The 19,455-nt window shown below is 67.7% G+C and carries 19 protein-coding genes and 1 tRNA gene; 8 read left to right on the forward strand and 12 right to left on the reverse strand.

The annotated features are described in order from the left end of the window. Positions 1 to 76: 76 nt before the first annotated feature. Positions 77 to 751 (reverse strand): alanyl-tRNA editing protein, encoded by a 675-nt coding sequence (locus tag JOF46_RS01820; RefSeq protein WP_209905759.1) that lies wholly within the window; start codon positions 749 to 751, stop codon positions 77 to 79. Positions 752 to 761: 10 nt separating this feature from the next. After that, entirely contained in the window at positions 762 to 1,643 is an 882-nt protein-coding gene (locus tag JOF46_RS01825; RefSeq protein WP_209905760.1) for a glycerophosphodiester phosphodiesterase, read from the reverse strand. 114 nt (positions 1,644 to 1,757) lie between these two features. On the opposite strand from JOF46_RS01825, the gene JOF46_RS01830 reads away from it, so the two are divergent. Beyond that, on the forward strand, positions 1,758 to 3,029 hold the full coding sequence (locus JOF46_RS01830; protein WP_209905761.1) for a DUF445 domain-containing protein: 1,272 nt from the start codon (positions 1,758 to 1,760) through the stop codon (positions 3,027 to 3,029). On the opposite strand, the gene JOF46_RS01835 is transcribed toward JOF46_RS01830, so the two are convergent. From JOF46_RS01835 to JOF46_RS01845, 3 genes are all read right to left on the reverse strand, one after another. Then, positions 3,026 to 3,847, reverse strand: a complete 822-nt coding sequence (locus JOF46_RS01835) for a hypothetical protein (protein WP_209905762.1) — start codon at positions 3,845 to 3,847, stop codon at positions 3,026 to 3,028. The genes JOF46_RS01830 and JOF46_RS01835 overlap by 4 nt on opposite strands. Positions 3,848 to 4,007: 160 nt before the next feature. Further along, positions 4,008 to 4,466 carry a DUF2871 domain-containing protein gene (locus JOF46_RS01840; protein WP_209905763.1) on the reverse strand — a complete coding sequence of 153 codons (459 nt, stop codon included), beginning with the start codon at positions 4,464 to 4,466 and terminating at the stop codon, positions 4,008 to 4,010. A 168-nt stretch (positions 4,467 to 4,634) separates the two neighbouring features. Further along, positions 4,635 to 5,261: an alpha/beta hydrolase gene (locus tag JOF46_RS01845; RefSeq protein WP_209905764.1), complete on the reverse strand. Its 627-nt coding sequence runs from the start codon at positions 5,259 to 5,261 to the stop codon at positions 4,635 to 4,637. Between the two features lie 125 nt (positions 5,262 to 5,386). Here JOF46_RS01845 and JOF46_RS01850 point away from each other — a divergent pair, with 125 nt between their 5' ends. The 5 genes from JOF46_RS01850 (at position 5,387) to JOF46_RS01870 (ending at position 11,236) form a co-directional block, all read left to right on the forward strand. Continuing rightward, a complete protein-coding gene (locus JOF46_RS01850; protein WP_209905765.1) occupies positions 5,387 to 6,616 on the forward strand; it encodes an alanine racemase in 1,230 nt (409 codons plus the stop codon). After that, positions 6,613 to 7,947 (forward strand): D-arabinono-1,4-lactone oxidase, encoded by a 1,335-nt coding sequence (locus JOF46_RS01855; RefSeq protein WP_342592332.1) that lies wholly within the window; start codon positions 6,613 to 6,615, stop codon positions 7,945 to 7,947. The genes JOF46_RS01850 and JOF46_RS01855 overlap by 4 nt, the downstream gene beginning before the upstream one ends. Before the next feature lie 54 nt (positions 7,948 to 8,001). Next, the gene (locus JOF46_RS01860; RefSeq protein WP_209905767.1) at positions 8,002 to 8,577 is read left to right on the forward strand and encodes an Lrp/AsnC family transcriptional regulator; all 576 of its coding nucleotides are present in this window, start codon (positions 8,002 to 8,004) and stop codon (positions 8,575 to 8,577) included. A gap of 144 nt (positions 8,578 to 8,721) precedes the next feature. Continuing rightward, positions 8,722 to 9,801 (forward strand): histidinol-phosphate transaminase, encoded by a 1,080-nt coding sequence (hisC, locus tag JOF46_RS01865; RefSeq protein WP_209905768.1) that lies wholly within the window; start codon positions 8,722 to 8,724, stop codon positions 9,799 to 9,801. Positions 9,802 to 9,808: 7 nt separating this feature from the next. Beyond that, positions 9,809 to 11,236: an amino acid permease gene (locus JOF46_RS01870; protein ID WP_209905769.1), complete on the forward strand. Its 1,428-nt coding sequence runs from the start codon at positions 9,809 to 9,811 to the stop codon at positions 11,234 to 11,236. 84 nt (positions 11,237 to 11,320) lie between these two features. Here JOF46_RS01870 and JOF46_RS01875 read toward each other — a convergent pair whose 3' ends face one another. From JOF46_RS01875 to JOF46_RS01905, 7 genes are all read right to left on the reverse strand, one after another. Further along, positions 11,321 to 12,577 carry an endonuclease/exonuclease/phosphatase family protein gene (locus JOF46_RS01875; protein WP_209905770.1) on the reverse strand — a complete coding sequence of 419 codons (1,257 nt, stop codon included), beginning with the start codon at positions 12,575 to 12,577 and terminating at the stop codon, positions 11,321 to 11,323. A gap of 109 nt (positions 12,578 to 12,686) precedes the next feature. Further along, the gene (locus JOF46_RS01880) at positions 12,687 to 14,348 is read right to left on the reverse strand and encodes a thiamine pyrophosphate-binding protein (RefSeq protein WP_209905771.1); all 1,662 of its coding nucleotides are present in this window, start codon (positions 14,346 to 14,348) and stop codon (positions 12,687 to 12,689) included. Positions 14,349 to 14,776: 428 nt separating this feature from the next. Continuing rightward, positions 14,777 to 15,541 (reverse strand): ABC transporter permease, encoded by a 765-nt coding sequence (locus JOF46_RS01885; RefSeq protein WP_209905772.1) that lies wholly within the window; start codon positions 15,539 to 15,541, stop codon positions 14,777 to 14,779. Beyond that, a complete protein-coding gene (locus JOF46_RS01890) occupies positions 15,538 to 16,368 on the reverse strand; it encodes an ABC transporter ATP-binding protein (protein ID WP_209905773.1) in 831 nt (276 codons plus the stop codon). The genes JOF46_RS01885 and JOF46_RS01890 overlap by 4 nt, the downstream gene beginning before the upstream one ends. A gap of 25 nt (positions 16,369 to 16,393) precedes the next feature. Beyond that, positions 16,394 to 16,756 carry a DUF1048 domain-containing protein gene (locus tag JOF46_RS01895; protein WP_209905774.1) on the reverse strand — a complete coding sequence of 121 codons (363 nt, stop codon included), beginning with the start codon at positions 16,754 to 16,756 and terminating at the stop codon, positions 16,394 to 16,396. 2 nt (positions 16,757 to 16,758) lie between these two features. Further along, positions 16,759 to 17,109 (reverse strand): PadR family transcriptional regulator, encoded by a 351-nt coding sequence (locus JOF46_RS01900; RefSeq protein WP_209905775.1) that lies wholly within the window; start codon positions 17,107 to 17,109, stop codon positions 16,759 to 16,761. A 411-nt stretch (positions 17,110 to 17,520) separates the two neighbouring features. Then, a tRNA-Lys gene (locus JOF46_RS01905) sits at positions 17,521 to 17,593 on the reverse strand. A 296-nt stretch (positions 17,594 to 17,889) separates the two neighbouring features. Here JOF46_RS01905 and JOF46_RS01910 point away from each other — a divergent pair. Beyond that, on the forward strand, positions 17,890 to 18,549 hold the full coding sequence (locus tag JOF46_RS01910; RefSeq protein ID WP_209905776.1) for a hypothetical protein: 660 nt from the start codon (positions 17,890 to 17,892) through the stop codon (positions 18,547 to 18,549). Between the two features lie 284 nt (positions 18,550 to 18,833). Then, positions 18,834 to 19,448: a hypothetical protein gene (locus JOF46_RS01915; protein WP_209905777.1), complete on the forward strand. Its 615-nt coding sequence runs from the start codon at positions 18,834 to 18,836 to the stop codon at positions 19,446 to 19,448. The last annotated feature ends 7 nt before the right edge of the window (positions 19,449 to 19,455 follow it).

The following is a 19,455-nucleotide window of genomic DNA, read 5'->3' on the forward strand; positions in this document are numbered from 1 at the left end:
GGTGGCACGGCATCAAGCTTAGCCATCGCCGATGCCGCCGTGTGCATCGCGGCCTGCGGCCGTCTCGGGCCCGGGCTTAGGCGTGTGTTGCCTCGTAGCGCACCTTCAGTGCCCCGCGTTTGATCTTGGCATCCAGGATCCGGGCATCCTTCAAGGCCCCCAGGTCGCTGACATGGGTTCCGCCGCACGGCTCCGCGTTGACTCCGGCGATGGCCACGGTGCGGATTCCGTGCGCGTCGATGCTGCTGGTGACCGGCGCCTTGGTGTCGACCAGGTCCTGCATCCGCGCCTGGAGCCGTGAGACGACCGCGGCACGGGTGTCCGGGTCGCCGAGGTCCTCGGTGACCGATTCGGGGTGGAAGTCCAGGCGGGCCTGGCCGGGGAAGTGGCTGTGCCCGCTGTGCCGCCAGCCCCGCTCCTCGCCCAGGAATCCGACCAGGTGGCCGGCGGTGTGCAGGGCCGCATGCAGCAGGCGTGTTTGCGGATCCACGGCGGCGTGCACCGTGGTCCCGAGCCCGGGAAGTCCCGCGCCGGTCAGGACCACCAGGCCGTTCTCGTGGCGGGCAACCGTGACTTCACGGCCATCGACCGTGCCGGCGTCCTCCATCTGCCCGCCGCCGCGCGGATGGAAGATGTTCGGGTTCAGGGCAACCCACGGATCTCCCGCCTCGGTGAGGCCGACGGCAATGACGGTGGCGTCGGTCTCGAAGAGGTAGGTGTCCGAAAAATACGAGTTTGCTTGTGGCTCCACGATGGCGAGTCTACGCCCCGGCTCCCTGCCGCCCGCCCAGTCCGAGATGTTCCTTGATGGCCGCCGGAACGTTGCTGGTGAGTTGGGCGACCCCGCGGCCCACGAGGTAGCTGGCGTCCTGCGGGTCATCGACGGTCCACACGCGGAATACCGCTCCGCGGGCCAGCCACGCATCGGTCAGCTGCGGGTATTTGCGCATGTAGGCCACGCCCGGGCCGGCCAGCTGCGGCACCCCGGAGCTGAGCAGGTCGACGCCCGCGGTCATGGCCTGGGCCAGCACCGCCGCGACACCTGCCCTGTCGGTTTCCCCGGCCTTGACCAGTTCATCGATCCATTCCTCGTCAACCTCGGTGACCAGTTGGCAGACGTGTTCAGGGGACACCCGTTCCATCAGGTACCGCACCGAATTCGGGTCGAAGCTCATGAATGAGACATGGATGTCGCCCAGCATGGAGGTCCCCGCGTCCCAGCCCAGGGCCGACAGCTCCTCAAACATCGTTTCCTCCAGCCGTCTGCCGAAGGGGCTTGGATGCTTGACCTCCACGGCCAGTCCGATGGGACGGCCGGCGTCCCGCAGGAGCCCGACGAGTTCGCCCAGTGTCACCAATTGCTCGTGCAGGCCCCCGAAGGCCGCCGGGATCGCCGGGTTCTTCCAGGACGAGAAATCCAGGGCCTTCAGTTCGGCCAGGGTCTTCTCGCCGACCCGCCCGCTGGAGTCCGAGGTCCTATCGACGGTCGGGTCGTGGTGGCACACCACAAAGCCGTCGGAGCTCAGGTGGATGTCGCATTCGATGCCGTCGGCCCCGTCGGCCAGGGCCTGCATGTAGGCGGCGCGCGTGTTTTCCGCGTAGGCCTTTGACGAACCGCGGTGGGCGTAGACGAGGGTTCTCATGCCTTTCACGCTACCTCCGGGCACGGCATCCGTGCCGCTTCCCGCGCCTGTGGCTTCGTGAACTATCGTTGGAACCCTGTCCCACCCGCACGCCCAGGCCAAGGGAGCCGCCCCATGACATCGACAGGATTCGGCCTTGCCGCAGCAAGCGATGCCGCCAAGGCGGTCGCGCTGCGCAAGATGAAACGCCTGGCCACGTCCTTGCTGGTGGTCTTTGCCGTGGTCTTTGCCGTGGCCTTCGCGCTGCAGCACAGCTACCCGTGGCTGGAGTATGTGCGGGCGGCGGCCGAGGGCGGGATGGTTGGCGCATTGGCCGACTGGTTCGCTGTCACCGCCCTGTTCAAGCACCCCATGGGGCTCAAGATCCCGCACACCGCGATCATCCCGCGCAAGAAAGACCAGATCGGCGAGAGCCTGGGCCAGTTCGTGCAGGAAAACTTCCTCTCCCGGGAGGTCGTGGACGCCAAGCTGCAGCAATTCGATGTCTCGCGCAGCGTCGGGACATGGCTGGCCAAGGACGAGGCGGCCACCCGGGTAGCCCAGGAGGTTTCCACGGTGGCCCGGGCGGTGCTGGAGGTCCTGGACGACCGCGACGTGCTGGCCCTGTTGGAATCCCTGGCCAAGAAACACATGCTCGAACCCGTTTGGTCCTCGACCCTGGGGCGGATCATGGCGCGCGTGGTTGCCGACGGGCACCACAAGCCCGCGGTGGATCTGCTGGCCGAACGTGCCGAGCAGTGGGTGACAGGCAACCGGGTCATGATCGTGTCCCTGGTCGCCGAGCGTTCCCCCTCCTGGGTCCCGGCGGTGGTCGACACCTTGCTGGGCGAGAAACTTCACCGCGAACTGCACAAGTTCGTCCGTGCCGTGCGCGAGAATCCGCACCACCCGATGCGGCTGAGCATCGATGCGTGGCTGGAGAAATTCGCCACCGACATGCAGGACGACGACGAAATGATCGCCAAGGTCGAGGCCCTGAAGCATTCGGTGCTGGGGGATGCGCAATTGCGTGATCTTGCGGCCACCAGCTGGTCCTCGATCAAGGCCGGCCTGATCGACGCCATGGAAAACCCGGAATCGGAGTTGCGCCGGTCAATGATCGCGGCGATCCGCGACCTCGGCGCCAGGCTGCGCGACGACGCGCAGCTCGCGGCGAAGGTCAACGGGTGGGTGGGCAACGCCGTGGGCTACATCGTGGAAAACTACCGCGGGCAGATCACGTCGCTGATCACCGAGACCGTGGCCCGCTGGGACGGGCGGGAAACCAGCGAAAAGATCGAGTTGCAGGTGGGCAGGGACCTGCAGTTCATTCGCATCAACGGCACGGTCGTGGGTTCCCTGGCGGGACTGGCCATCTTCACGGTGGCCAACGCGCTGCTGCGTTAGGGCGTCTCGCCGGCTTCCAGGCTTGTTCCGCGTCGCTGGCGTTCGGCCTCGATGCCGGCCTCGACCTCGGCCATGGCTTCGCGCCGTTCGCCCTCGCTGACCAGCTGCCCGGGAATGGTGGTCGGCAGGGTGCCGAAGGCCAGGGCCGCCGCCTCGATGACCTTCTTGCCCAGGAATCGGTTGCCGAATCCGCCGACCGCCGCCCCGATGCCGAAGGGGACCATCCGCCCGAGCATCGAAGCGCCCTGGGTGGCGAACATCTTCTTCAGGAAGGTCCGCTGCATGGTTCCCTGCAGCGTCGAGACCAGGCTGGAGGGTTTGTTGGTGCCGAACATTGCCGCCCAGCCCTTGACGGGTCCCGCGCCGTGTCCTGCGGCCTGGTGGGTCAGGGCCGAAATCATCGAGCTGCCCTCGTCGCCAAGCAGGATCGCCATGACCAGGAGCCGTGCCTTGTCCGGGTCCTCGGTGGTGATGCCGTGAAGTTCGGCCAGTGATTGGGCGTAGAGGGCGCTGGCCTCGAGGAAGGCCACGGTTGCGGCGGCCGAGAACCCCAGGGCCGCGACGGTTCCCACGCCGGGGATCGCGGCGGTGGCACCCACCGCGGCACCGGAGCCGGTGATGGTGAGCAGGTAGTCGCGCTCGACCAGCTTGGCCAGTTCCGCCGCGCTGCGGCCCGGATTCTTGCGCCGCATCCGCCGCAGGTAGGCCAGGACCAGCGGGCGCTGCACGCCGACGGCCTTCATGATGGCGCCCTGCACCCCCGGCTTGGGCTTGCCGTCGGGGCCGATGACAGTGGAGGTAATGGGGTTCTTTTTCATCCTGCCCCCACTCTATGGGCACCGGGCCGGTCGCCGTAAACGTATTTTCGCTGGGCATATGCTGGCAACCGCACCGCCCGCCCGGCGGGAAGCCCGGGGAGCGGCGAGTTTCCGCGGCGGAAGGTGCCGCGCCGCGGGCGCAACCGGACTGGTCTCCCCCTCAGCGACCGCCGAGCGCCGGCGCAACCGGGCCGAGCGTGTCGGCCTTCATCAGTGCCGTCCGCAGGGAAACAAACAGCACGACCACGGCAACGGTCAGGGAAATGTGTCCCAGGCCGGCAATCCCGGCGAAGGCCGCGGAGCTTGCGTCGGTGCCCAGCACCACCAGCGTGCCCTTGACGAGCATCATGCCTCCGGTCACCGCGACGCCAACGGTCCAGAGCCAGTAGAACCAGGTGAAGGCGCGCGGGGCGGCGGCGGAGATTCCAAAGATCTTCTCCAGCGCCAGCACGATGAGCAGGAACACGAAGCCAAGCACCAGCAGGTGGGTGTGGACCAGCGGCAGCTGGGACGCCGAGCGGTCCATGAAGTCGTTGGCCTTGGTCAGCTCCCGGTAGTACAGGCCCGAGAGGACCCCGGTGATTCCAAAGGCAAAGGCGGTGTACAGCAGGCGCATCATGAGAGTGTTCCTTCTTTCGGCGGTGCCCGGGCAGGCGATGGTTGTGCCGGCAGGGCCGAAGGGCCGGGGCCTTGCCGCATCCCACCACCAACCCTGCCCGGAAACGTTCCCGCCCGGATCAACCATCCGGTTGATCCTGCTTGATTCCCGCGCCAGGCGCCTGCCCGCTCAGGGCGCCAGGTAGTGCTTGAGGAAGTTGCGCACGTCGCGGCGTTCGTCCGCTCCGAACCCGTGCCCCATCTCCGGGTAGGTGCGAGCGGTCAGCGCCGTGTTTTGGTCCAGCCACCGGTCCGTGTGGTCGATGGCATCCGGGTTGATCACCACATCATGCGGGTCCCGCCCCCAGAAGCACGGGATCGCCTTCCCGGGTTCGGGGACCGCGTCGGTGAGGTTCAGCAGCTCGTTGGAAAGCACGAAGCCGCTCAGTCCCACGAGGGCCTTGTAGGTTCCGGGCCGCAACCGGTGCAGCGTGGTGGCCATGGCCATGCCCTGGGAATGCCCGAGCAGGCTGATCGAGCGGTAACCACGGGCATGGCGGTCCTGCCAGTCGAAGACCCGCTGGGCGGCGGCGACGACCTGGGCAAAGTCGTTGGCCAGGAAGTAGTCCAGCAGGAACCAGCCGCGGTCCCCGCCCACATCCATCGGGCCGCGCAGTGCCACCCCGGTGGCGTGGGGCGGTAGTTCGTCGAACCAGCCCGTCATCCGCTCGGGGTTGGAGCCGTACCCGTGCAGCACCACAACCAGGTCGGTGCCTTCACGCTGCGGTGCCGGGCGCGAATAGATTCCCTCATCCATTCCCCCACCTTAACGGCCCGGTCCGCGGGACGCCGGGAGCTGTACGGTATTTGTTGTAGATTGAGACCATCGGACAGTGACACGCGTCACGCCGCAAGTCGCCGCAGTGTTCCAGGAGCCGCCACGTGCCAACCACCCCTGATGCACCACCCGCCCGCCACGCCGGTGACCGCGAACGCTTTACGTCCTATTCCCGGGCGCTGGAACAAGCCGGCCTGGATTCAAGACCCGTGGGAATCCTTGACCTTGACGACTTCGACGCGAATGCCGCGGAATTGTCCCGGCGCGCCGGGTCCAAACCCATCCGCGTGGCCTCCAAGTCCCTGCGCATCCGCTTTGCGGTGCAACGCGCGCTGGCACGCCGCGGCTACGCGGGGGTGCTGGCCTTCAGCCTCCACGAGGCCATCTGGCTTGCCGAATCGGGAATCCGGGACATCGTCGTGGGATACCCATGCACCGATACGGCAGCACTTGCGGCACTGGCCGCCAGCGAAGTGGCCCTGGAACAGGTGACCCTGATGGTCGATGACACGGCCCAGCTCGACGCCCTGGCAGCAGCGGCCCCGAACCACCCGCCCGTGCAGGTCGCGATCGAGCTGGATGCCTCCTACCGGCCGGTGCGCTGGGTGGGCATCGGCGCGGCGCGCTCCCCGCTGCGCACCGCGGCCGACGTTGCGGCACTGGGGGCAGCGATCATGCACCGCAGGAACCTGGCTCTGGTGGGGATGATGGCCTACGAGGGGCAGATCGCCGGGGTCCCGAATGCCGTACCGGGACCGCGCGGGATGATCGTGCGCCGCATGCAGCGGGCCTCGGCCGCCGACATCGGCGATCGCCGCGCGCAGGCGGTGGCTGCACTTTCCTCGATGGCCGAGCTGCGCTTCGTCAACGGCGGGGGCACCGGATCGCTGGAATCCACGGCGGCCGAGGCGGCCGTGAGCGAGGTTGCCGCCGGTTCCGGGCTCATCGGACCCGGGCTCTTTGACGGGTACCGGGGATTCAAGCCGCGCCCGGCCCTGCACTTCGGGCTGCAGGTGGTGCGCCGCCCCGGCCCGGGGATCGTGACCGTGCACGGCGGGGGCTGGATCGCCTCGGGCCCGCCGGGCACCGACAGGCAGCCGACCATCGCCTGGCCCAGGGGGCTGAAGTACCGCGGCACCGAGGGCGCCGGCGAGGTGCAGACCCCGCTGGCGGGCGCCGCCGCGAACACCCTGGCATTGGGCGACACCGTGTATTTCCGCCACGCCAAGGCCGGGGAGCTGGCCGAGCACCTTAACGAGGTGGCGGTGTATTCCGCCGGGCGCATCATCGAATGCCAACCCACCTATCGCGGGGAAGGGAAGGCATTCCTGTGAGGACGGCACGGCTCGAGGGCCTGGACCGGAACGGGACCTGGCGCAACTGGGCGGCAAGCGTCGTGGCCCGCCCCTCCGGAACGGCCGCCCCGGGCAGCGAGGACGAGATCTCCACCCTGCTGGCCGGGGCCAACGATTCCGGCACTCGGCTGAAGGTGGTCGGCGGCGGGCATTCCTTCACACCGATCGCCGCCAGCGACGGGCTGCTGCTGAGCCTCGATGCGCTGACCGGGATCGTGCACGTCGATGCGGCCACGGCCCGGGTGCGTTTCCGCGCCGGGACGCGGCTGCGGGACGTGGCGCGCCTGCTGGAACCCCACGGTCTGGCGCTGGCCAACATGGGCGACATCGACCACCAGTCGCTGGCCGGGGCGATCAGTACCTCCACGCACGGGACCGGGCTGGGCTTCACCGGTTTCTCCGGAATGGTCACCGCGCTGCGCCTGGTGCTGCCCGACGGCAGCGCGCGCGAGTGCTCACCAACGTCCAACCCGGATTTGTTCCAGGCCGCCCGAGTGGGCCTCGGCGCGCTGGGAGTGCTCACCGAGGTCACCCTCCAATGCGTCCCGCGCTTCAAGTTGCGCGCGCTCGAGGCCCCCGAACCGCTGGAGGGCATGCTCGAATCCTTCGTGGAACGCTGCGCGGGCACCGACCATTTGGAGTTCTACTGGTTCCCGCACACCGAGGTGGCCCTGGCCAAGACCAATAAGCGGTTGCCCGACAACACGGCCAGCGACCCGGTGCCGCTGCGCTCGCGGCTCATCGACGACGAGCTGCTGGGCAACGGGGCCTTCGCACTGACCTGCAGGCTGGGGGCTGCCCTGCCCTGGATGGTGCCGAGGCTGAACCGCTTTGCCGCCAGGGCGCTGGCGGTGCGCGAATACACCGACCAGTCCGAGCGCGTGTTCGTGGCCCCGCGCAGGGTCCGCTTCCGCGAAATGGAGTACGCCATCCCGCTCGGAGCCCTTCCCGCGGCCTTCAACCAGGTGCGCCGGGTCGTGGAGGCCTACCCGCAGAAGATCTCCTTCCCGCTGGAGGTCAGGTCGGCCGCGGCGGACGACACCTGGCTGGGCACCGCGACGGGCCGGGAGACGGCATACATTGCCGTGCATCGCTACGCGCGGGAACCGGCCGGGGACTTCCTGGCAAGCGTGGAAAAGGTTTTCACGGAATTCGACGGGCGCCCGCACTGGGGAAAGCTGCACACCCGCGACGGCGCATTCTTCGAGGCCGCCTACCCGCGCTTCGGCGACTTCCTGGCCCAACGCGATGCCGTCGACCCGCACGGGACGCTGCTGAACGAGCACCTGCGCCACATCCTGGGAAGGTGAGCCGGCACCCGGCCGATTCGCTTCGATGGCGAGCCGCGTCGCATACTGGGGCGCATGAGAATCGATTCGTTGGACGTGTCGCTGATCGAGCTGTTCACCGACGTCCCGGGCATCGGGGTCATGGAGTGCTCCAAGCGCCTGGGCGTTGCCCGCGGCACGGTGCAGAACAGGCTGAACCGGCTGCACGAATCCGGGGTCATCACCCGCATTGCCCCGCACATCGATGCCGCGGCCATGGGATACCCGGTCGCCGCGTTCTGCTCGCTGCAGATCCAGCAGAACCTGGGCCAGGACGGCATGGCCGAGAAGCTCGCCCAGATCCCCGAGATCCTTGAGCTGCACACCGTCTCGGGCTCCAGCGACTTCCTGGTGAAGATCGTCGCCCGCTCGACCGCGGACCTGCAGCGGGTGCTCGATGCGATTTCCTCCACCGAGGGCATGGGCCGCTCCTCCTCGTCCATCGTGCTGGAAACGCACTTCGAGAACCGGGTCATCCCGTTGGCGCGGGATGCCGCCGCGCAGAATCCCGAGGCCCCGCCGGAGCCCGGCCGGCGCTCGCGAAACGGCGTGCAGCGCAATGGCGGTACGCTGAATGCGGCTAGAAAAAACATTGGGCACAATGTCCAGTGATTCACGACACGCAGTGACCCTTGTGTACATGTTGTGCGGTGTTTTGCCGGTCGGTTGACCCGCCGGAGCTTATTTTCGTAGCTTTTGTGAGTCACGTCACCGGCGACGTGCGAACGGCTTGTTTTTCGAAAGGCACCCCCCACCATGAGCATTGTCCAGCGCACTTCCCTGCACGCGATCCCCGCCTACAAGCAGGGCGCAACCCCGGGTGCCGGGGAGCAGGCCTTCAAGCTGTCCTCGAACGAGAATCCCTATCCGCCGCTGGGCTCGGTCATCGCCGGCCTTTCATCCGAGCTGGGCACCATCAACCAGTACCCCAACGCCGCGGCCCCCGAGCTGGTCGGCGCCCTGACCGCACGCCTCGGCGTGGAGCCGGAGACCATCGCCCTGGGCGCCGGATCCGTGGAGGTTGCCGGACAGCTGATCCACGCGACCACCAACCCGGGCGACGAGGTCCTCTTCGCCTGGCGCTCCTTCGAGGCCTACCCGATCCTGGCCCACGTGGCCGGGGCAACCCCGGTGATGGTGCCGCTGGACGGGCACGGGGCCCACGACCTTCCCGCCATGGCCGCGGCGATCACCGAGCGCACCGCGCTGGTGTTCATCTGCAACCCCAACAACCCGACCGGCACCGTCGTTGACACCGCCGCGGTGGATGCCTTCATGGCCCAGGTCCCGGCCCGCGTGCTGGTGGTCATCGACGAGGCCTACGTCCACTTCAACACCGACCCGGACTCGGCCATCGGCCTGGACTTCTTCCACCGCTACCCCAACGTCGCGGTGCTGCACACCTTCTCCAAGGCCTATGGTCTGGCCGGGCTGCGCATCGGCTACGCCGTGGCACCACCGGAGGTCGCCGCGAACCTGCGCAAGACCGCCATCCCGTTCGGCGTCACCGCGCTGGCCCAGCGCGCCGCGGTGCTTTCCCTGGAACACGAGGACGAGCTGCAGGTGCGCATCGACGAGCTGGTCGCCGCCCGCGAGTCCCTGCTCGCCGAACTGCGCACCGCCGGAATCAATGCCACCGATTCCCAGGCCAACTTCATCTGGCTTTCCACCGGGGACGCCACCGAAGCCGTGGATGCGGTGCTGCGCGCCGCAGGCGTCTGGGCGCGAGCCTTCCCCGGGGACGGGATCCGGATCTCCATCGGGTCCCCCGAGGCCAACAAGGCCATTGCCAAGACCGTCATCTCGGCGCTGGCCGAAGCCCCCGCGAATGCCTAGGACCGCCATGAACCCCAAGACCGCGAGCCTTAACACCCGCCAGATCACCATGATGGGCCTTGGCGGTGCCATCGGCGCCGGCCTGTTCATCGGTTCCGGGCAGGCCGTTGCGGTGGCCGGCCCGGGCATCATCCTGGCGTTCGCCCTGGCCGGGCTCCTGGTCATCCTGATCATGAACATGCTCGGCGAAATGGCCGCGGCAAACCCCTCCTCCGGCTCCTTCTCCGTATATGCCACCAAGGCCATGGGCCCGAATGCCGGGGCCATCATCGGCTGGCTCTACTGGATCCAGGGCGTCATCGTCATCGCCGCGGAGGCAACGGGCGCCGCGGCGATCATCGGGGGCTGGTTCCCCGGGGTGTCCCAGGGAACCTGGTCGCTTTTCTTCGTGGCGCTGCTGACCGCGGTCAACCTGGCCAATGTGGCACGCTTCGGCCAGTTCGAGTACTGGTTCTCCTTCCTGAAGGTCGCCGCGATCGTGGCGTTCCTGGCCATCGGCGTCGCCATCATCGCCGGGCTGGTGCCCGGGGTGGCGGCCACCGGGCTTTCCAACCTGGTGGCCCACGACGGCTTCCTGCCCAATGGCGTGGTCGGCCTGTGCGCCGGGCTGTTGATGGTCATCTTCGCCTTCGGCGGCATCGAGATCGTGGCCATTGCCGCGGCCGAAAGCGACGACCCGCGCACCTCCATCCGCAAGGCCGTGCGAGGGGTGCTGTTCCGCGTGCTGGTCTTCTATGTGGGCTCGGCCCTGGTGATGGTCTCGGTGCTGCCCTGGTACTCGCCGGAGCTGGCCGCTTCGCCTTTCGTCGCGGTCCTCACCTTCGCGCACATCCCGTGGATCGACTCGATCATGGCCCTGGTGGTGGTGATTGCCCTGCTCTCGGCCATGAACGCGAACATCTATGCCGCCTCGCGCATGTTGCTTTCGCTCTCCGAGCGCAAGATCGCCCCTCGGGTCATCCAGGTGCGCAACCGCAGCAACACCCCGTACGTCGCGGTGACCGCCTCGGTGATCCTGTGCTCGGTCGCGGTGGTCATGAACTACCTGGCCCCTGACTTGGTCATGCCGATGCTGCTCAACGCCGTGGGTTCAACGCTGCTGGTCACCTGGGGATTCATTGCGCTCTCGCAGGTCATCCTGCGCGTGCGTGCCGACAGGGACCCGTCCATCCACCTGCCGGTGCGGATGCCGCTCTTCCCGTACCTGTCCATCCTGGCGCTGGTGATGCTCGCGGGCATCGTGGTGCTGGCGCTCTTCGACCCCGCCAGCCGCACACAGCTGATTGCCACGCTGGGGCTCACCGTGGCGATCGGGGTGCTCAACGCCCTGGCCCAGCGCCGTGCCCTGCGCTTGGCGGCTCCCGGGGCCCCCGGAGCCGAGGTTCGGCACGCCGATGCGGCGGATGCGGAGCGTGGGGACCACCGGGTTTCCTGAGCCGCTGGTCGTCCCGGACGCCGGACGGCCACCACCTCCCCTTGGGGAGGTGGCGGCCGTTCGTCGTTGCCCGGGATGCCGCGCCTAGTTCCCCAGTGAGACCTCGACCCAGACCAGCCGGTGGTCGCTGCTGGCCGGCGGCCATCCGGATACCAGGTCTGCACCGTCTTGCCCGGCTGCGGGCCAATAGACCCCCGAGCCGCGCACCGGCAGTGTCGCCGAGGGCAGCACGTAGTCCACCCGCAGCACCCCGGCGCTTCCCTGCCCGAAGTCGGCGGTGCCCGTCACGTTGCGCGTGATCCCGGCAAGCCCCCGCATCGGGTCTCCCGCGGCCTGGGGCACGGCGGGCAGCGGATCAACCAGCAGCGGGTTGCCCAGCAGCGCGCGGATGGCCTCCGGGCTGGATTCCCCGGAGCGGGGATCTGCGTTCAGGTCCCCGAGCACCACGAAGTTGCTGCCCGGGGCCAGCGGGCCGCGATTGCCCGCATCGTCGTAGATGTAGTCCCCTGCCCCGCGGAGGTAGTCGTTGATCATCCTGATCTCGTCGTGGTTGCGTGCCTGGTTGCGCTTTTCGGGACCGTCGAAGACCGGCGGGGTGGGGTGGGCGGCAATCACGTGGACCGTTTGCCCGCCGACCCGAACCGGCACGTCCCACATGGACTTGCTGGGCAGGCGCAGCACGCCGCGGACCAGTTCGTCGTAATGCCGGGTCGGCAGCCGGGAACCGGGCATGTCCTTCCACAGGAACTTCTGGAAGGTGCGCACGTTGGCGGTGTCGATGGGGTACTTCGAATACAGCACCATGCCGTACTGCCCCTCGAAGTCGCCGTAGCCCAGCGCGTCGGCCGGGCCGCCTACGACGCCGTCCCCGTCGAGGTCGGCGCCGCTGGGGATGCCCGTGTTGGAGGGCGCCAGGTACATGTACGGGTAGTCAATGGGTGCCTGTCCGCGCTGGGAACGGGCCAGGTAGTTGTCCCTGAAGCCTTCCGCGGCGGCGCCCTCGGCGTCGTGGTCGAATTCGTTGAGCAGCAGCACGTCCGGGGCGTTGCGCTGCACGATCTCGGCCACGGCCCGCGCATGGGGGTCAACCGGCGTGCCGAGGTCCCTGGCCAGCTGCCCGGGCGCCGGCCGGTTGAGCGAGGCGTTGAAGGTTGCCACCCGCAGCCTTGGCCCCACGGTGTCGAAACCTTCGGGGTAGGGCGCGGTGGCCGCACTGTCGGGGTGCACGATGCTCGTCCTCACTTCGGTCACGGGCCGGGCCTGCGCCGGGACGGCTCCACCGAGGGCCAACGCGGCCACTGCTGCTGCGGCCATGGCCGTACGGATCAGGTAATGCACCATCCCACCCTAGGGGCGGAACCTACCTTGCGGTAGGTCAATAATTTATCCACTCAATGATTTTTCTTCCGGCGGAACCCGGCGGCCCCGCGGGGAGCCGCCCGCAGCGGGCTCAGCGGCGCACGGCCGCGGACCGCCGGTTGGCCTCGAGGACCTCTTCCATGTAGGGGGCGCGCACGGCCGGGGAGATGCGGCAGTCCACCACAAAGACCCCGCTGGCACCGGCAGCGACCCAGTCCCGCAGGCCCGAAAGGTCTTCGAGGGTGCGGACCTTGGTGGCGTTGGCGCCGAGCCCGCGGGCCACGGCGGCGAAGTCGACCTCGGGAATCAGCATGGGCCCCTCGTGCAGCCCGATCGAGCCGTACTGGTGGATTTCGGCCCCGTAGCCGGCATCGTTGTAGATGACGATGATGCCGCTGCGCACCGAGCGGATGACCGATTCCAGGTCCGCCAGGCCCATCAGGAAGCCGCCGTCCCCGCTGGCCAACACGATCGTGGAATCCGGCGCGGCGGCCCCGGCCCCCACTGCGGAGGCCAGGCCCAGGCCGATGCTCTGGTAAGCGGTGCCCACCAGGTGAAGCGCGTGCGGGCCCGGCACCTTCCAGTACATGGGGCCCCAGCCGATGAAGTGTCCGCCGTCCTGCACCACCACGCGATCCGCCGGCATGATCGAATCCAGCGCCCGGGCGACCGAGCGGGGGTCCAGCAGCCCGTCCGGAGCCGTTGCGTCCCCCCGGGCGTGCTCGCCGGTGCGGGCCAGGCGGTCCCCCGCCAGATCCACCCAGCGCGCACCGGGCTCGCGACGGGCCACCAGCGGCAGCAAGGCCGTCGCAACCGCCGCGGCGTCGGCCCTGATGAATGCATCCACCCGCGCGCTGGTCGCTGCCTGCGCGACATCGACCTGGATCACCTGGGCGCCGTCGTTGAACAGCTCCCCGAAGCGGGTGGTGAATTGGTTCAGGCCCGCCCCGAGCACCAGCACCACGTCTGACTCGTGGATCAGCGCGGCGGTCTCCGCCGAGGAGAAGCCGCCGGTGATCCCCAGGTCGCCGTGGCGCCCGGCCAGCAGGTTCGGTGCCAGGACGGTGCTGGAACTCAGCGCTCCCAGGGAATCGGCGAGCGCGGTGACGGCGTTCGCGGCGTTCGCCAGGCGCGCCCCGCGCCCGTAGAGCACCAGCGGGCGCTTGGAGTCGTTCAGGGCCGAGGCGGCCTGGGCGAGCAGCTGCGGTGCGGCCGCCGGGTGGCCGGGATCAAGGTTGAAGTCCGACAGGGTCGGGGCCTGCTCCCCGGCAGCCTCGTCGGAGACGATGTCGTAGGGAATCGAGATGACCACCGCGGTGCGCTCGCGCAGGGCGTGGGCCACTGCCTCGAGGGCAATGGCCATGGGGCGCCGGGCATCGACCACGAAGGTCTTGGCTCCCACGGCGTCGCTGACGGCCTTCTGGTCGATGTCCCACGGACGGGCGCCGGTGGTTGGCTGGTCGCCGGTGAGAAGCACCATCGGGATCCGGGCCTTGGCTGCCTCGGCCAGCGGGGTGATCGCGTTGCTGAAGCCCGCGCCGTAGGTGGTCGTGGCAACGGCGGGCTTCCCGGTGACACGGAAGTAGGCGTCGGCGGCGGTGACCGCGGCCGATTCGTGGCGCACGGCGGTGAAGCGGAACCCGGTGCGCAATGCGGCGTCAAGGAAATGGGCGTTGCCGTTGCCCATGACCCCGAAGATCTCGGAGGTGCAGGTTAAAAGGGCGCGGGAAACGGCAGCGGAAACTGTAGGCATTTAAGGTGACTTTCGAATGCAGCAAAAAAATAATGGCCATATTCGTCTTCGGGCATCGCGCCCGGATTTCGCCCATTTTTAGAGCGACGGCCAGAACTGCAGAATCGTTCCGCCTGACGATGCCACAATATCCGGGGCGCTGTGTCCTGCGCAACATTGCTACCCCGAGGGACGGGGACGACGATACTCCCCTGGCCGACCCCGGCAGGGTGCGGAGGCATAGCGCCATCTCCGGGAGTCTTGGTGTCACGGATCTTCCCGATCTCCGCCCCCTTCTTCCCCGTGCCGGCCGGGCTGCCGCACCGGGCCCCTCCACGTCCCACACTTCGCATGGCACGACAAAGCGGCGTTGGCTTGTGAGGACACAAGCCAACGCCGCTTTGTCGCGTGACGTTCACGGTGGCGGCCCAGCTGCGGGCCCCGCCGGCTCAGCGGATCTTGCGGCGGTATTTGGCGATCGCGAACCCGTAGGAAACGACCAGGATGCCAAGCAGCCAGGCCAGGGCGATCCAGATGTCGTTGCCGACCGGCTCCTGGGCGAACAGGGCCCGGATGGTGTCCACGATGGAGGTCACCGGCTGGTTCTCGGCGAACCACGCGACGGGGCCGGGCATCGAACCGGTGGGCACGAAGGCCGAGGAGATGAATGGCAGGAAGATCAACGGGTAGCTGAATGCGCTCGCCCCGTCGACCGTCTTTGCCGAGAGTCCGGCGATCACGGCGATCCAGGTCAGCGCGAGAGTGAACAGGACCAGGATTCCGGCGACCGCGAGCCAGGCGCCCACCGAGGCCCCGGTGCGGAACCCCATGAGCAGCGCGACGCCGACGACGGCCGCAACGGAGACAAGGTTCGCGGCCAGGGACGTGAACACGTGGGCCCAGAGCACGGACGAGCGGGCGATCGGCATGGAGGCGAAGCGTTCGAAGATGCCGCCCTGCATGTCCAGGAACAGGCGGTAGGCGGTGTACGCGACGCCGGAGGCGATGGTGATCAGCAGGATGCCCGGGAGCATGTAGTTGACGTATGACTGCCCGGAGCCGGTGTTGATCGCGCCTCCCAGCACGTACACGAACAGCAGCATCAGGGCGATCGGGGTGATCACGGTGGTGATGATGGTGTCGGGGCTGCGCAGGATGTGGCGCAGCGAGCGGCCGGTCAGGACGCCGGTGTCCGCCAGGACGTGGGTGCTCATTGGATTTCCTTTCCCGCTTGGACCGTGCCGTCGGCGCGGCCGCCCGTGGCGCTGTCGATCCCGCCGCCTTCCACGAGGGCCAGGAAGACTTCTTCGAGAGAAGGCTGCTTCTCGACGTATTCGAGCTTGGCGGGCGGGAGCAGTGCCTTGAGTTCGGCGAGGGTGCCGTTTTGGATGATGGTGCCCTTGTGCAGGATCGCGATGCGGTCCGCGAGGGTCTCTGCCTCGTCAAGGTATTGCGTCGTGAGCAGCACGGTCGTGCCGCCGGCGGCAAGGCCCCTGACGGTCTGCCACACCTCGAGTCGGGCCTGCGGATCCAGTCCGGTGGTGGGCTCGTCGAGGAAGATGACCGGCGGGTTGCCGATCAGGCTCATCGCAATGTCGAGCCGGCGGCGCATGCCGCCGGAGTACGTCGAGGCCTTGCGGTTTCCCGCCTCGGTAAGCGTGAAGCGGGCCAGCAGGTCGTCGGCGATCGCGCCGGGGTCCTTCAGGTGGCGCAGCCTGGCGATGAGCACAAGGTTCTCCCGTCCGGTGAGCACCTCGTCGACCGCGGCGAATTGGCCTGTCAGGCTGATCGACTCGCGTACCCGCCCCGGCTGGGCGGCGACGTCGAAGCCGTTGACCGATGCGGTGCCCGCGTCGGCCTTCAGCAGCGTCGAGAGGATCCGCACCAGCGTGGTCTTGCCGGCGCCATTGGAGCCGAGCAGCGCGAAGACGCTGCCCGACCGCACGTCGAATTCGACGCCCCGCAGCACCTGCAGGTCCTTGAAGGACTTCTCGATGCCCCGCACCCGGATCGCGGGCCCGGGGGCTTGGCTTGTTTCCATGGGGGTTTCTCCGTTTCCGGTGGGGTCAGGCTTCGTCAACGGACTGGTCGATGGCATCGTTCAGGCGCTTGCGTTCCTTGTTGATCCATTGGCCATCCGCGTAGTTTGCGATGAAGGCATCGGCGAACTCGACCGGGTCTTCACCGACAATGTCCCGGATCGGGGTGCCGTCCGTGGCCGCACGCTCGATCAGGTCGGCGAGGTCCTCGAGCATCTGCATGAAGACATCGCCCTTGACGATCGACCCGGCATACATGAAGTAGCGTTCGATCCCTTCGATTGTCGTTCGGTAGCTCGTGGGGAGCTGTTCCTTGCGGGCCTTGTATCGGCGCCAGCGCTTCTTGTCCTCGAACGATCCGGTGACCAGTTCGATCCATTTTGCTGCCATGTCTACTCTCCTGTTTCCTGCGTGTTTTCAATGTGCTGTTTCAGCTGCGCGATCCGTTCCGCAAGGAAGCTCCAGGTCCCCCAAAACTCCTCGAGGTACTCGCCGCCCTGTGCGTTCAGCGAGTAGACCTTGCGCGGCGGCCCCTTTTCGGACGGGACCTTTTCGACGTCGACGAGGTCGCGCTTCTCGATCCTGATCAACACGGCGTAAACGGTGCCCTCGACGATGTCGGAGAAGCCCTCGTCGCGCAGCCGCGCCGTGATCTCGTAGCCGTATGCCGGCCGCACGGCCAGGATCGCGAGGATCATGCCCTCGAGCGTGCCCTTGAGCATCTCGGTCATTTGCTTGCCCATGGAACTCCCCTCCCTGACTACTCTGTAGTGCTAACTACCACTAAATAGTATCACTGAATAGCGGTCGCGCAAGAGGGAAAGTTCACGAATTTTGGTCGTTCGATTTCGGCAGCGGGGCGCCGCCATTCACGTGCCCAAGGTATCCCGGGCCACCCAGGCCGGTCGCCGTCACTTGCCGATTGGCCATGGGGGCTTCGTTGCTCGCGGGGGCTGCCGTCGGCGACCGAATGGAACAGGGAGCGCGGGCAATGCCGATGCAGGTCGGGGCAAGGCCATCAAATGACTCGGGCCAAAAACACACACCCGCACCTTGGCGTGACGCGGGTCGGTTGAGGGTCCGGGCTGCCGCTTGCCAAGCCATCCGGAAAACAGAAGGTCCCCGCTCTCTCAAGGAGAACGGGGACCGATCTGTGCGCCCTGCGGGGCTCGAACCCGCGACCAATGGATTAAAAGTCCAGTGCTCTACCAACTGAGCTAAAGGCGCGTTGGCACTTAGCCATCACCCATATTAGCGGATAACCCGGCATCTTCCGGACATCCTTGCCAGATTCAACCGACACTTGGAACCCAGGGGTTTGCAGTGGTCACCCTCGTCATGGCCCCATTGGCCACCGGCTTCTTGGCACGGGCAGGCAGCGGCCCAATTCCAATTGGTGGTCCTCGCCGGCCTGGCCCCGGGCGGGGCAGTGACCGCATTGGTCGCCGCGCATGGTGCCTTCGGTTCGGCCCGCCCACCCGCCGATGGGTAACTATCCAGCAGGGCAGAGTATCCTCTAGCCCATGAAGGGCCACCCAGCATTGACTCCACCGGCAACCACGTTCCGCCACCACAAGCCCAAACCGTTTGCACCCATGGACTTCGATCCTTTCGAGGGCGGCGCCGATCCTGCACGCATTTCCGAGGCCGCACATCTTTCCGCCCATGCCCTGGTGCAGGCTGGAAAACTCAATGACGACCCCGAGGTCCGCGAGCGCCTGGTGCGCCTTGCCGAGGACGAGGGCCTGGAGGTCATTGCCGAGCTCTGGTCCAAGGCCCCGGCCCGCTCTCTTCCCGGGGCACTGTGGCGCCTGTACGCGATCCGTGCCGCAACGGTCAGCAACCCCGAGGCCATGGCCTCCTTCTTTGCCGCCGGCGCCCACCTGGCCCAGGTCGAACGCGTCGTTGCCGGCGCCGCGGAGCCCCCGGGCGCCGAGGAACTGTGCGCCATGACCAGTTCCATCCTCACCGGTGCCTTTGACGGCGAGTTCGACGTCGCTTTGGAGCGCACCGCCGCCTACTGCCGGGTCATTGCCCTGGGCCAGGCCGAACAGGCCGACGCGGCCGAACACTCGCACCCGGAGCGCGCCACCTTGATGACCACCCGTGCGCACGCCCTGGTGAAGACCGCCGAGGACCTGGAATCGGCCGCGGCGTCATGGCGGGCCGGGGAGCTGGACTGAGAGTTCCTTCACGCTGCGCGCGAATATGTGGCATCCCATGTTGACAGGAAGCCCTGTTTCCTAGAAAACTGTATTCACGGTGCCGGACCGCGGCAGCCCCGGGCTCCAACTTTCAGCCGCTACGAGCGGCCTTCCGCCGAGAGGCGCTCCCGGTTCGGCACCGCCAACTTCCCCCCGCGATCGACGGGGGATGCACTTCTACAAGGCCACCGGCGAGCTTGTTAACCTTCGTTGGCTAAACTGGGCAACGACCTGCTTTCCCCTTTGCATCCGGTGGTATCTTCGTGAAGTTTAGATTGTTCCCTTCGGACACGCGCGGCCTTGAGCTGCTGCGCGATTTGTCCACCGAGGTCCACCACTGCGTCGGGGTGCTTTCCGAGATGCTCGGCTCCGACGAGGACCGCGAACTGCACCTCGAGGCGCTCAACGCCTCCGAGGTCAAGACCACCGACCTGCACTACGCGGTGCTCACCCACCTGCGCACCAGCTACGTCAACCCGTTGCCGCGCGAGGACGTCTACACCTTCTCCCGCTTGCTCCACGAGGCCGTCGAACAGCTCAGCGGCGCCGGCGACCTCATCTCCCACCTGGGCAAGCGCCAGCTTTCGCACCGGGCCGCCGAGCAGCTCGAACTCATTGGCCGGCAGGCCGAGCTAACCACCCAGGCCCTGGGCCAGCTGACGCGCCTGGACGACCTCGAGGACCTGTGGCTGGAACTGGTGCGCATCTCCAAGCGGGCGCACCGCACCCACCTGACCTGGGTCGGGGAAATCGGGGAACTGAGCAAGGCCGGAACCATCATCCGCCACCGCTCGGTCGCCGAGCAGTTCCTGGCCTCCGCGCAATCCCTGCGCGCCGTGGCCGACCACCTCGGACGCGTCCTGGTCAAGGAATCCTGAGCCGCCC

Source organism: Paeniglutamicibacter psychrophenolicus (genome assembly GCF_017876575.1).
GTDB lineage: Bacteria > Actinomycetota > Actinomycetes > Actinomycetales > Micrococcaceae > Paeniglutamicibacter > Paeniglutamicibacter psychrophenolicus.